Source organism: Acinetobacter sp. UBA3132 (assembly GCF_002364825.1).
In the GTDB taxonomy this organism is placed as follows: Bacteria; Pseudomonadota; Gammaproteobacteria; order Pseudomonadales; family Moraxellaceae; genus Acinetobacter; species Acinetobacter schindleri.
The window spans coordinates 1,304-13,602 of sequence record NZ_DEZM01000113.1 but is presented as its reverse complement, the minus strand read 5'-3'; the positions used below and the strand labels follow the sequence as shown (position 1 = coordinate 13,602).

The 12,299-nt window shown below is 40.4% G+C and carries 13 protein-coding genes and 1 pseudogene; 6 read left to right on the top strand and 8 right to left on the bottom strand.

The annotated features are described in order from the left end of the window. The 5 genes and pseudogenes from B4033_RS05715 to B4033_RS05695 all read right to left on the bottom strand — a co-directional run. A pseudogene (locus tag B4033_RS05715) lies at window positions 1-320 on the bottom strand (hypothetical protein); the annotation flags it as partial. A gap of 659 nt (window positions 321-979) precedes the next feature. Continuing rightward, the gene (locus B4033_RS05710; protein ID WP_286832635.1) at window positions 980-1,426 is read right to left on the bottom strand and encodes a 2-amino-4-hydroxy-6-hydroxymethyldihydropteridine diphosphokinase; all 447 of its coding nucleotides are present in this window, start codon (window positions 1,424-1,426) and stop codon (window positions 980-982) included. Further along, window positions 1,383-1,763 carry a dihydroneopterin aldolase gene (folB, locus tag B4033_RS05705; protein ID WP_005222405.1) on the bottom strand — a complete coding sequence of 127 codons (381 nt, stop codon included), beginning with the start codon at window positions 1,761-1,763 and terminating at the stop codon, window positions 1,383-1,385. Before folB ends, B4033_RS05710 begins: the two co-directional genes overlap by 44 nt. 148 nt (window positions 1,764-1,911) lie before the next feature. Next, window positions 1,912-3,210 carry an ABC1 kinase family protein gene (locus B4033_RS05700; protein ID WP_286832634.1) on the bottom strand — a complete coding sequence of 433 codons (1,299 nt, stop codon included), beginning with the start codon at window positions 3,208-3,210 and terminating at the stop codon, window positions 1,912-1,914. A gap of 57 nt (window positions 3,211-3,267) precedes the next feature. Beyond that, a complete protein-coding gene (locus B4033_RS05695) occupies window positions 3,268-3,996 on the bottom strand; it encodes a HesA/MoeB/ThiF family protein (RefSeq protein WP_286832637.1) in 729 nt (242 codons plus the stop codon). Between the two features lie 155 nt (window positions 3,997-4,151). Here B4033_RS05695 and B4033_RS05690 point away from each other — a divergent pair, with 155 nt between their 5' ends. After that, entirely contained in the window at window positions 4,152-4,793 is a 642-nt protein-coding gene (locus B4033_RS05690; protein WP_286832633.1) for a hypothetical protein, read from the top strand. A gap of 478 nt (window positions 4,794-5,271) precedes the next feature. Next, window positions 5,272-5,784 carry a pyridoxamine 5'-phosphate oxidase family protein gene (locus tag B4033_RS05685; protein ID WP_004815728.1) on the top strand — a complete coding sequence of 171 codons (513 nt, stop codon included), beginning with the start codon at window positions 5,272-5,274 and terminating at the stop codon, window positions 5,782-5,784. Between the two features lie 182 nt (window positions 5,785-5,966). Here the strand turns inward: B4033_RS05685 and B4033_RS05680 are convergent, their stop codons facing one another. After that, the gene (locus B4033_RS05680) at window positions 5,967-6,737 is read right to left on the bottom strand and encodes a 3-hydroxyacyl-CoA dehydrogenase (protein ID WP_286832632.1); all 771 of its coding nucleotides are present in this window, start codon (window positions 6,735-6,737) and stop codon (window positions 5,967-5,969) included. 312 nt (window positions 6,738-7,049) lie between these two features. On the opposite strand from B4033_RS05680, the gene B4033_RS05675 reads away from it, so the two are divergent. The 3 genes from B4033_RS05675 (at window position 7,050) to B4033_RS05665 (ending at window position 9,503) form a co-directional block, all read left to right on the top strand. Beyond that, entirely contained in the window at window positions 7,050-7,403 is a 354-nt protein-coding gene (locus tag B4033_RS05675; protein ID WP_004815725.1) for a hypothetical protein, read from the top strand. Window positions 7,404-7,704: 301 nt separating this feature from the next. Next, entirely contained in the window at window positions 7,705-8,676 is a 972-nt protein-coding gene (locus B4033_RS05670) for an aliphatic sulfonate ABC transporter substrate-binding protein (RefSeq protein WP_286832631.1), read from the top strand. Beyond that, window positions 8,676-9,503, top strand: a complete 828-nt coding sequence (locus B4033_RS05665) for an ABC transporter permease (protein ID WP_286832630.1) — start codon at window positions 8,676-8,678, stop codon at window positions 9,501-9,503. Before B4033_RS05670 ends, B4033_RS05665 begins: the two co-directional genes overlap by 1 nt. Before the next feature lie 55 nt (window positions 9,504-9,558). On the opposite strand, the gene prmC is transcribed toward B4033_RS05665, so the two are convergent. Beyond that, complete coding sequence (gene prmC, locus B4033_RS05660) at window positions 9,559-10,377, bottom strand: peptide chain release factor N(5)-glutamine methyltransferase (RefSeq protein WP_286832629.1); 819 nt, start codon at window positions 10,375-10,377, stop codon at window positions 9,559-9,561. Beyond that, entirely contained in the window at window positions 10,377-11,465 is a 1,089-nt protein-coding gene (prfA, locus tag B4033_RS05655) for a peptide chain release factor 1 (RefSeq protein WP_076753704.1), read from the bottom strand. Before prfA ends, prmC begins: the two co-directional genes overlap by 1 nt. A gap of 342 nt (window positions 11,466-11,807) precedes the next feature. Between prfA and B4033_RS05650 the strand changes: the two genes are divergently transcribed. Continuing rightward, on the top strand, window positions 11,808-12,236 hold the full coding sequence (locus B4033_RS05650; RefSeq protein WP_004892936.1) for a glycine zipper domain-containing protein: 429 nt from the start codon (window positions 11,808-11,810) through the stop codon (window positions 12,234-12,236). The last annotated feature ends 63 nt before the right edge of the window (window positions 12,237-12,299 follow it).

Below are 12,299 nucleotides of genomic sequence, written 5' to 3'. Positions count from 1 at the left end.
CTTTCACCAAAAGTCCACTTTTGCTCCAGGGAGGCTTCTACATCTTTGGTAATCAGCTCATGATGGCGCATGCTCTTGATCACTTCATATTCAAGATTAGTGACTTCACCCTTTTCAGATTTTAACAATGTATGAACATACTGTACGCGATATTTGGTCAAATCTGTCTGGCAAATATAATGATCAGGTGACCAGTCTGGAATATCTTTAGCAATCTCTTCGGTAATGACTTTTCTCACCGTTCCCATCGGGGTAAGATTTTTCAAGGAATAATATTTTCCACATACCAAGCATGGATAAGTTGCATTTTTTTCTTTCATGATTATTCTCTTTATCGTGACGCCAGCTCAACAATAAATTTGCTCTAAATTATTATTTGTATTGGTAATTTTAGTAACAAATATAAAAGTTAAGCTCTGTTATTCGTTTATAGGTCATATAGATAAGCGAGTTTCTAGCCCACCTCTTCATAGACCGTCACATTTTCTTAAAGAAGAGGGTTGATCATAGATGTTATAATTTTACTATCTTCAAATATCCTGTTTTTTCCGGGAGTGCTAATAAAATAGATAAGGTTGCTGGTCATTCCCATTCTTTTATGGCTAATTTAAAAGCTTAAAATAAAAATATTCATTAAAGTCATGTTATGGAAACAGTTATAATTCTTGTCATATTAGCGGTTATTACCATACTACTGATTATTTTTTACAACAAGAAAAAATAATCGGCGTGCTTTTCTTTAGACAGTCGTTAAACTAGCATATATATCTGACAATTTTCTAATTTATGAAACCAGTTATCTTTTGCTTTTATAAGGGACTAATCTGATTGCAACTCCGTTTTAGACCGACAAAACATGTGCTACACATCAGCACAACTGCTAAAGGTTTAACCCTAGAAAAGACTTCGTTTAATATACCAGCATATGCTTCCACTCCTCTTTTTAAACCCTATTTTGCACAAGGTTTAACATCAGGATTTATAGCACTGCGTTAAGTTTAACCTGTGGGTACTGTAGTTGATGGTCATATTCAAATGCCGGATGTGACCAGATCTCATGCATTGGAATTTTGACATCTAAAGCCAACGGTAACTTTTTGGGATTAAACTGCATCTGACTTAAATCAATGCCCCAGGCAATCAGATCGATATCCAGGCTGATCTGATGTGAGGGACGCACTCGTCCTGAATCCGCTTCCATCTGTTTAAGCTGCTGAAGCATTTCTTCAACTGTCATTTCAACCTGTAATAGACATGCTGAATTCCAGTAATTCTCACCAATCCCGTCACGACACGGAATAATATAGATGGGAGAGAATTGAACTTCTCCCCAAGTAGAAATGCGTTGTTGTGCAGCTTGAAAATGTTGCTGAGGATGACAATTACTCGCCAGTGCTAAGGCGAATATCGTTTCGGTGGCGTTCAAGACGTATCCCTACAGAATTGGCTTGCGCGATAATGGCAGGCTTACGAATAGTAATCTTAATCGATTCAATTGCTGTAAAGGTAGTAAAAAGTGCGTTTAGCACTAACTTTGCTGCATGTTCAATCAATTCTGGCTGTGCCTGCTGAATTACCTGTGCGGAAATTTCACAGATCTCGGCATAATTTAGTGTATCTGCCAAGGCATCAGAATTGGATGCCTGTTCCAAATCTGTCTGAATAACCAAGTCCAGCATTAAAGGCTGAATAATCTGACGTTCCCAGTCAAAACAGCCAATTACTGTTTCAACCTTCAAACCTTCAATGATAATTGCGTCCATATTTCTGCTCAGGAGTTTTAAAATCACTTCAATAATCTCCCTAAGTCTCTCTTTATGAAAAAGGGACTTCTACATCTCGAAGTATTTTTATGAGCGTGTAGCTCCTCCCTTTTTCAAAGGGAGATTGGGAGGAATTCATCTTTTAGAATTAATGCTTCAACAATAAATTCGGGTCAATTGTCTGAATCATCTGTAAGCGCTGATCCGCATAAATATCAGTATATGGCGCAAGGATACGCATGAAACGGTCGAAATACAGCATTTGCTTGAACAGCAAGGCGAAGTCACGCGGGAAGCGAATGCCATGACGTTCACCAACGGCGACCATATCCATCATGACATCATTAAGGTCACTTGGATTGGAACTTAGCAATTCTTGTGGATCTGCCATAATTACCCCACTAAATAAACGCTCGAGATCTGCGGCCAATACTTTCGTGTCAATGGCAACTGCAGTCATGCCCATTTTCAGCATGTTTTCTGCCATCAGATCATAATTGGTATTTTGCAGTGCATCCATAAAGGCCATACATGCTGTCCAGACTTCCGGATTCAGCTGACCGACAATACCAAAATCGATAAAACCAACACGGCCATCTTCGAGTAGCATCAGATTACCGGCATGCAAGTCTGCATGGAAACTTTCACACATCATCAGGCTGCCAAACCAGGTATTCATTGCAGTAATCAGCACCTGAGAAGGATCTTTAGCCACTTTCTTCACTACATCAAAATCGGTCAATGACACGCCATACAAACGCTGCATGGTCAGTACACGACGCGTGGAATACTGATGATAGACTTTTGGTGCTGTCGCTGCATGATTATTGGTGACATTTAGATAATTAACGAAGTCATCCAGATTTTTAGCTTCTTCAATAAAGTCAACTTCACGTACCATACGTGTTTTGATTTCTTCAACGATATCTGCCAAAGAGGCAAATTTTACTTTCGGCACAGCTTTCTCAAGCAGTTTGGTTGCCCAATGCAGTACATTCAGATCTGTATAAAGAATGGTTTCTACACCCGGTTTTTGTACTTTAATCACCACATCTTCACCAGAAACCAGTTTGGCAGGATGCACCTGTGCAATAGATGCTGAAGCCAATGGCGTTTCCTCAATTGAGGCAAAGATCTCATCCAGATTACGGCCTTCAAACTCAGATGCTAGTACCTGCTGTACATAGCTAAATGGTAGGCTTGGAGTTTGATCTAGACAACCCTGAAATTCCTCGACAAACTCACGAGGAAATAAAGAGGGTGTAGAGGCAATAAATTGCCCTAATTTGATATATGTTGAACCTAAGGATTCAAAGGTTTCACGCATCAGTTTAGCATTACTTGGTTTTTCAGTCGCATACTTGATGCCTGCACGTGCAGCAATGACGGCGGTTTCACCGACACGTGCCACAGAACGCAAACCATCCAGGAAGATATTATTTTTCATAATGTCAGCGTAATTTCAAATTTTCTCGAGTGTAACAAATATTCAGGCTGATCTGTTCTATCTTGCCTGACAAATTGGACAATTCGCATCTTTCTCAAATTTGAGAATACGTTGCTGCATGCTCTGACCATCCCATAACAGCAGCTTTTGTCGCAATGGCATTTTTCCAAGTCCCAGATAAAGCAAAGCATGATGTGCTTGCAGACTTGCCATGACATTCGGTGTTGTCGCCAGCACACCAGAATCCGCACAGCGCATGGCTGTATCAGTTTGATCTTCTTGCGGGAACAGGCAGTTATAGCAGGCAGAATCACCTTCCATCATAAACAGTTGGCCTTGTAGACCAATCGCAGAGGCGCTGATCAATGCTACATCAAACTGTCGGCAGGTTTGATTCACTAGATAACGGGTTTCAAATTGATCACATCCATCCAAAACCAAATCCTGATGCTGAATCAGGTCTTGTGCATTATCGATAGATATTGCCTGATTATAATATTCAATTTGCACATGCGGATTAATCTGTTGTAAACGTTTCGCTAGCGTTTCTGCTTTATAAAAGCCGATATCTTGTGGGGTAAATGCGAGTTGACGCTGCAGATTACTGATCTCAATCGTGTCTGGATCAATCAGGGTAATTTTTCCCACACCTGCACGGGCAAGTAACTCCGCGAGTGCGCAGCCAATTCCCCCACAGCCAATAATACAAATATCGGAAAATTTTAGTTTTTCCTGTGCTTCGATGTCCCAGCCTTCTAACAGGATTTGACGTGCATACAAATGCATTTCCGCATCGGTGAGTTCGAATTCAGTGTTTAAAGCGTCTACCACTATACCGTCCGTGTTCTTTAAAAGATGAATCTATAATTTCAATTCATCTTGTTGATTTAAAATGATGAATAACATTTAATAAAGTATTCAACAAAAATAACTTAGATAAAATGAAATTTAATTTTTCATTAGATGCTGCCTTGATCATTACTGCTTTAACTGCACTACTTTATCTTGTAGCTCAGGTATTTCTTGCAGGTTATATCAGTATATTTGGCGCCGACATTACTGTACTAAATCTTACCGTTCAAGATAAATTGTATTATGGCTTTTTAAAGAGCCTTGTTCATACACTGTATTTTACTTTGGCTTTATTTGTACTTTTTATTGCTGTACCTTCCATCTTTAATAATTTTGGAGGCAATATATGGCTCCATAAAAAATTACAAAATTTAAGGATCGCTATTCATAAGGATACAAAGCATAGACCGGTGATCCATAACAGCTCTTTTGAATTAGAAAATGAAAGACAATTTAATCGTAAGCTTTTTGCTTCTTACTTTATTCTGGTCTTATTGTTCGGCTCAGTAAAATATTTATCTTATATCGAAACTGAAGCAAAGCAACGTGCTCAAAATGATTTAATGAATTACTCAGAAAAATTAAGAAAAGTTCAGCTTAAATCTCAAGAAAATCAGGAAGCCTATAAAATTCTCTGTAGTCAAAATCTTTGTGCCGTTCTTATGGTTAATGGAAAACAAAAATCCCTGCACTATATTGACCCGAAAGATATCACGTTTTTCTTAAATTAAATCTTCCATAAAGTCGACTGAATCCTTAACCCGGATCTCCTTTTCTGTTTATTTGCTTCAAAAATTCGGTTGATGCTCTCTTAAAGAATAAGTACTTAAACTGGCTAAAAGTCTCTTTTTAAAAAATATAAAATCAGGTATTTGTTTTGAAACACTCAAAAACGTCTACAATTTGTAATTACAATGAAATCTCAAAATCAACTGATTAATTTAACTTACAATAATGTTGCAGAACTTATCATTATTTTTATGCTTTGCTTGCTCCGAATCTCCTATTAGCTTCTATCTAAAAAATTTATCGGATAATTTTTACTGTGCTGTAACTAAAACCTGTTTAATGGTAATTCGTGTAGTGCTCTTCTCAATTTAAGTATGTAAATGTACGAGTTCAGTGAGAGTTACAGCATCCTGCTATAAATATGATTAAGCTGCTTAACGTTATCCAAATTTAACCTTTAACAAGAATATGGAGCAGCATATGACAGAACAATATTCAGAACACAATGACCGTGAAAAATTATGGGAACTCATTAAAGATGTGCGTTTCACTATGATCAGCCATCAGGCTGAAACTCAAGAAATTCACTCCCAGCCAATGACCATGCTTAATTCAGAAAAAATGCATGAAAGTCAGAATCTGTATTTCATCATGAAAGACACTAATGATATTGTCCAAGCAATTAATGCAGGTCGTCAGCATCTTGGTTTATCCTTTGCCAAACCATCAGATGATATCTATGTCTCTATCAGTGCTCATGGCGAAATCAGTACCGACCGTATCTTGATTGAAGAATTATGGAACCCTTGGGCAGAAAACTGGTTTGAAGGCAAGGATGATCCGAGTGTACGTGTGCTTATTGCCAAAGCAGTCAGCGCAGAGTACTGGAATGTGAAGGACAATAAAGTTACTCATCTACTAAAAGTCTTAAAAGGCAATATTACTGGCAAGCCTGAAGAGCCAGATACTGATCATGCAAAAGTACAATTATAAAAATTAAAGCGAATTTATTTATCATTTAGCCTCTTATCTAAGAGGCTAAATTTTTGCATGTTGAAAGTATATTTTTAGTTTAGTAGAAGCTCATTTCGAAAAAAGTTGAATTCTTTTTAATCCATTACACTTATTTTAGGATCAGCATTAACCGGTAACTTAAGGAATTAATATAGCTTAGGCTATTTTGCTGCCATCCTAATTGCTCCATCTAAACGAATGACTTCACCATTCAGATAGGTGTTTTCAAGAATATGTCCAACTAATTTTGCATACTCAGATGGCTTAGCTAAACGTGGAGGAAACGGTACCATCTGCCCAAGAGAATCCTGTACATTCTGCGGCAAACCTTTTAGCATCGGCGTTTCCATAATTCCCGGAGCAATCGTCATGACACGAATCGCATTTTTAGCGAGTTCACGTGCCAGTGGTAAAGTCATGGCAACTACTGCCCCTTTAGATGCGGAATAAGCAACCTGTCCAATCTGTCCATCAAATGCAGCTACAGAGGCGGTATTGATGATCACACCACGTTCCTCTTCGCCCTGTTTTAATTCATATTTTGAAATTAGCTCAGCAGCATAGCGCAGCATATTAAATGTGCCCGTGACATTGATATTCAGCACACGCTGGAACATTGCCAAGTCATGCAATCCATCACGACCAAGTACTTTAGCAGACGGCGCAATACCTGCACAGTTTACCAATCCATTGAGTTGCCCATGCGTCTGTTCTAATATCTTAAAAAATTCACTGGCAGCTGTTTCATCAGTCACATCTAATTGCTGGAATTGCACCTGTTCCCCAAGTTCTTGTGCAAGACTCTGCCCAAGTTCAAGATTCATATCGACCAGTACGACTTGAGCGCCCTGCTCAACCAGATAGCGTGACGTTTCGGCACCGAGTCCTGAAGCTCCACCCGTCACTACAAAGACTTTATTTTGAATATCCATAGCTCATCCATGTCATTTTGAATTTTTCTTAGACTAATCTTTGCCCAAATAGGAAGCAAATCAAACTATGACCGCAGCAGTTTAATTATCAATTAAAAATATTTTATTAGACTTAAAAACGATTAATATCAGCTTTTTATATTTAAGTTTTTAATTTTACAGAACATCTGGTTTTCAAGCTTTATCACCAAATAAAATGAGACTCTACGGTCATCCCAATTTCTTTGTATTTATCGTTAATTTAGATTATTTTTCACACAATTTGATGCCTCTATTTAGTTGCTCATTCCTCTCCCTACTTAAGGTACTCTTATGTTAAACATGACTGATGTTCTTGGCCAAAACCTGGTTCAAAACTTCTCTAATGCTTTATTTCATTCTGCGGACCTTCTTTCTGAACAGCTCAATCAAGGGATTTTGAACGCATCTGATTCAGCTTTGAAAGATGCAGTGGTGACTTTCCTCAATCGTATCGATGTTCTTGACGCGGCGGCGGCATTAGAAATCTCTGCTGAACGTATTGAAAGCCTGAAGCAAGGGATTGCATTGAAAGATGAACAGTTCATTGCAGATACATTAAAAGTGGTAACCCTATGTCTGGCAATGGAAACCAATACACTAGATCAGGTCGAAGTTTCTGACTGTCTACAAGATTATCCAATGTAAAAATATAAATAAAAAAGCGACCTTGAGGGTCGCTTTTTTATAGAGGTTTATCCTGCACAGAATCAATGCAATGAGATTTAAAAATATTTGCTTATCAAATCCAGCCATAATCTTGTAGAAATTTCAGCTAAGTCTAAAAAAATCACCTTCATTACAATTAAATTAATTATAAACAATAACTTATTAAAATTTACACCTTTATATTTTATTTGTTGATTTGATTATCTGTTTTTCTTTTTTGTCTGTTTATTCATTTACCGCTATTTATGTCGAAAATTTCCTAAATAAATTAGAGCTCCTCATGAAAAAAACTTTAGCAACAACAAAATTAGGCTTAATTACTATTTCTATCTCTCTAGTGAGCGGGTTGACAGCAGCAGCAATTCCAAGCGAATTAAAACTGGATTACGCTTATTATGCACCTACCAGCTTGGTGGTTAAGGAGCAAAAACTACTGGAAAAAGCATTGCCTAAAACCAAAATTAAATGGGTATTTAGCCAAGGCAGTAATCGCTCGCTTGAATATCTGAACAGTGGTAGTACAGATTTTGCTTCAACCGCAGGTTTGGCGGCAGTACTTAGCCGTGCCAATGGTAGCCCAATCAAAACGGTTTATGTTCAAAGCCAGCCTGAATGGACTGCGCTGGTCGTTAACAAAGATTCCAATATCAAATCTCTCAAGGATTTAAAAGGCAAGAAAATTGCTGCCACCAAAGGCACCGATCCATTTCTGTTTACGCTACAGGCTTTAGATACCGTCGGCTTGGGTAAACGTGATGTTGAGCTGGTACACCTGCAACACCCAAATGGAAAAATAGCTTTAGAGCGTAAACAGGTCGATGCTTGGGCGGGTCTTGATCCGTTGATGGCTTCTGCGCAGGTGCAGTCGGGTGCGAAATTGCTGTATCGCAATGTCGGCTTTAACTCATATAGTGTACTCAGTATTAAAGAAAACTTCGCCAAGCAAAGTCCTGAAGCCGTTGATGCAGTCATTAAAGTCTATGAACAGGCGCGTAAATGGGCCAAAGCCAATCCGGATAAGCTGGCTGAACTGTTAGCCCGTGAAGCCAAACTGCCAATTGAAGTGGCGAAATTACAGCTGAGCCGTACCAATCTGGATCAAAACATTCCAACAGCAAAACATATTGCTGCATTACAAAAAGCAGGTTCTATTCTGACTGAAGAAGATTTGGTACGTAAAGGCACCAATGTCAATCAGGTCGTAACTCAGCTCTTTGATAGCAAATATGCGCAAAAGGTTGTTAAGAAGTAATGTCTGCACCAAACACTATCTCCGAACAACTTGTGAAGGAAGATCAACCTAAATCTGTTGCCCTTCCTCGTGGTATTCGTCTGTTGAAAGGGATCACCATTCCGGTGATCCTGATCTTGTTATGTGAAATTCTGGTTCGCAATGGTGTAATTGAGCCTTATTTACTGCCTGCGCCCAGCAGTTTATGGCAGTCTCTGACCGAACTGGCTGAAGGTGATCTATGGCAGCATCTTTGGGCAAGTAGCTGGCGTGTCTTTTTAGGCTTTGGTATTGGTAGTGGCTTGGGCTTAGTTTTTGCGATCTTAGTCGGGTTAAATCGTCATGCCGAAGACTTCCTGGAACCAACATTTTCTGCAATCAAATCTATTCCGAGTTTGGCCTGGATTCCACTTTTGTTACTATGGCTAGGCATTGATGAAGGCTCCAAGATTACCTTGATTGCAATTGGTGCCTTCTTCCCTACTTATACCAATACCGTTGCTGCAATTCAGGGTGTGGATCGTAAGCTGATTGAAGTGGCCAGAGTCTACCGGCTGAAATATTGGCAACAGATTCAGCAGATTGTGTTACCTGCGGCATCACCGGGAATTCTCACAGGTTTAAGAAACAGCTTAAGCTTGTCCTGGATGTTTATGATTGCAGCAGAACTGATTGCAGCAACTCAAGGGATTGGCTATTTACTCAGTGATGGCCGGGAGACCTCTCGACCGGATATTGTAATTATTGCCATTATTCTACTGGCAGTGTTGGGTAAGATTACTGACAGTATTATGAAGTTGTTTGAACATCGTCTGCTGCACTGGCGCGATGTCATCAAAAAATCCTGAAACTAAAAAAGCGACCTTGAAGGTCGCTTTTTTATTAAAAACAACATTTGGGAAATCAATGAGACCACTGAGCTAAGGTCACTCGGTCATTACCACCATAATCTTTAACAGTACGCACCTGTTTATAACCAGCCTGGGTAAATAGATGACGCACTGCATCCCCCTGATCATAACCATGCTCAAGTACTACCCAACCATTTACAGTCAGGTGTTTTTTGCCTTGAGCGATGATCTGTTCTAAATCAGCCAAACCTTTATTGTCTGCTACTAAAGCACGTTCTGGCTCAGTCACCAGATCATGCATATGCTCATCGGCTGCATCAATATACGGTGGATTGGAAACAATCACATCAAAGAACTGACGCCCCAATGGTTTGAACCATGAACCCAATACGAACTGTACCCGCAACAAGTCATGCTGTTCAGCATTGAACTTGGCCACCTCTAGAGTCGGTTCATAAATATCAGTTGCAGTAACTGACCACGCTGGACGTTCCGAAGCCAAGGATAAGGCAATCGCACCAGTACCTGTCCCCAGATCTACCACACGAGCATCTTCAGGCAAGTCCAGCTTAAGTACAGTTTCAACCAATACTTCTGTATCGGGACGTGGCACCAATGTGTCTTTGGTGACTTTCAGATCCAGTGTCCAAAACGGTTGTGAACCAGTGACATAAGCCAAAGGCTCACCCGCAGCAATACGCGCCAGAGCATCAACATAAGCCTGTTCCTGTTCAAGCGTCAGTTCCTGATTCTTTTTCATCACCAGATCAAAAGAATCAATCTTGGTAATGTGTTCCAGCAACCAGGCATTTTCCTGACGTTCATAGCTTTCTGGTTCACCACGTAAAGCCAGCGCTTGTAAAATATTCATTATCCACCATTCTGCTGTGCGAGCATGGCAAGCTGATCCGCCTGATATTCACGGTGCAGACTATCCAGCAATTCAGTCAAATCACCTTCCATCACCGCATCCAGCTTATATAAAGTCAGGTTAATACGATGATCAGTCATACGACCCTGTGGATAGTTATAAGTCCGGATACGTTCTGAACGGTCACCCGAACCGACCAGGTCACGGCGCATTTCCGACGTTGCTGCATCCGCTGCTGCACGTTTGGCATTTTCCAGACGTGACACCAGAAGCGCCATCGCTTTAGCCTTGTTCTTATGCTGTGAACGCTCATCCTGACATTCCACCACAGTCCCCGTTGGAATGTGGGTAATACGTACCGCAGAGTCGGTTTTGTTAATGTGCTGACCACCGGCACCTGATGCACGATAAGTATCAATACGCAAATCCGCCGGGTTAATGTCGACTGAAGTATCCACATCAACCTCAGGAAGAATCGCGACTGTACATGCTGAAGTATGTACACGGCCTTGGGATTCTGTTGCTGGGACACGTTGTACACGGTGTGCGCCACTTTCGAATTTCAGACGACCATAGACGCCTTCACCATTGACCAGGCAGATCACTTCTTTATAACCGCCGTGTTCACCTTCATTTTCAGACAGGATTTCGATACGCCAGCCCTGACTCTCTGCATATTTACTATACATACGGAACAAGTCACCCGAGAAGATCGCTGCTTCGTCACCACCGGTTCCGGCACGGATTTCCAGATAAGCCGAGTTCGCATCATTCGGATCTTTCGGAATCATCAAAATGTTCAGATCCGCTTCCAGCTGTTCGATCAGGGCTTTATTTTCCTTAATCTCTTCCTGAGCCATTTCTTTAAAGTCAGGATCGCTCAGCATGGCTTGAGCAGTCTCGATATCTTCTTCAGCCTGTTTATACTTGGTCCATACTTCAGTAATTTCGGTTAGGTCATTATGCTCGCGGGAAAGCTGGCGAAAGCGTTTATTATCTGAAATGACTTCCGCATCTGCCAATAAGGCAGTGAGTTCTTCGTGACGGTCGGAGAGCTGGTCTAATCGTAAACGTAACGATTCTTTCATTTTTTAAAGTATCTCAAACAAAGGCTATAGCTAAATAAGGGTCTTAGCACAGCGAAATCAAAAATTGCGCCTAGTTTAACGATTCTCAGACATAAAGAACATCTTTATTCAGTACAAGCTTTTTGCGGCTAAAGCATCCAGATAAGCATCTCTCTTAAGATCCAAATTAATGCTAATGCCTCTTTTTTAATCAATTTAATCCGCATTCTTTACTTATTTTACAAACTCGCAAATAAAGCATCTAAATATGGAGATCTTTCTTCACAATGTAATGACGATTTTTTGTTACATTTTCTGCCATCGAAACACAATATAATCCGATCACGGATATGGAGTTCCAGCATGAAACTGAGCGCAGTTTTATTAAGTACCGCTTTAGCCGCAGGGTCAATGATGACCGTTAATGCTCATGCCGACAGCACTGCTCGTGTTGCTGCTGCAAGTGCATTAGGTAGTGTGGCTGGTACAGCTTTGGGTAAAAACATGGGGGGCAACACAGGTGCAACAATTGGTGCAGCACTTGGCGGTGCTGGTGGTGCAGCTGTAGCAAGTAACAAGAAGAACCGTACTGAATCTGCCATTGGTGGCGCTTTAGGTGGCGGTGCAGGTTATACTGTAGGTAAAAGCATGGGTGGCTCTAACGGTGGTTACATCGGTTCTGCGTTAGGTGCAGCAGGTGGTGCAGCTTTAGGTAATAAAATTGCCAAAGACAAAACAGCAGACCGTCGAGCTGAAAAACGTGCGAAACACTGGAAAAAGCGCTACCGTTAATTCAGTCTTTATAGGCTCTCAATTGCATCTTACATTTGACATAAAAAGCACCTTCGGGTGCTT

Bases quoted from the DNA above. Each gene is read 5' to 3' on its own strand.
- folB (WP_005222405.1), bottom strand. From the start codon at position 1,763: ATGGACGCAATTATCATTGAAGGTTTGAAGGTTGAAACAGTAATTGGC.
- B4033_RS05700 (WP_286832634.1), bottom strand. From the start codon at position 3,210: ATGAAAAATAATATCTTCCTGGATGGTTTGCGTTCTGTGGCACGTGTC.
- B4033_RS05695 (WP_286832637.1), bottom strand. From the start codon at position 3,996: ATGCATTTGTATGCACGTCAAATCCTGTTAGAAGGCTGGGACATCGAA.
- B4033_RS05690 (WP_286832633.1), top strand. From the start codon at position 4,152: ATGAAATTTAATTTTTCATTAGATGCTGCCTTGATCATTACTGCTTTA.
- B4033_RS05685 (WP_004815728.1), top strand. From the start codon at position 5,272: ATGACAGAACAATATTCAGAACACAATGACCGTGAAAAATTATGGGAA.
- B4033_RS05680 (WP_286832632.1), bottom strand. From the start codon at position 6,737: ATGGATATTCAAAATAAAGTCTTTGTAGTGACGGGTGGAGCTTCAGGA.
- B4033_RS05675 (WP_004815725.1), top strand. From the start codon at position 7,050: ATGTTAAACATGACTGATGTTCTTGGCCAAAACCTGGTTCAAAACTTC.
- B4033_RS05670 (WP_286832631.1), top strand. From the start codon at position 7,705: ATGAAAAAAACTTTAGCAACAACAAAATTAGGCTTAATTACTATTTCT.
- B4033_RS05665 (WP_286832630.1), top strand. From the start codon at position 8,676: ATGTCTGCACCAAACACTATCTCCGAACAACTTGTGAAGGAAGATCAA.
- prmC (WP_286832629.1), bottom strand. From the start codon at position 10,377: ATGAATATTTTACAAGCGCTGGCTTTACGTGGTGAACCAGAAAGCTAT.
- prfA (WP_076753704.1), bottom strand. From the start codon at position 11,465: ATGAAAGAATCGTTACGTTTACGATTAGACCAGCTCTCCGACCGTCAC.
- B4033_RS05650 (WP_004892936.1), top strand. From the start codon at position 11,808: ATGAAACTGAGCGCAGTTTTATTAAGTACCGCTTTAGCCGCAGGGTCA.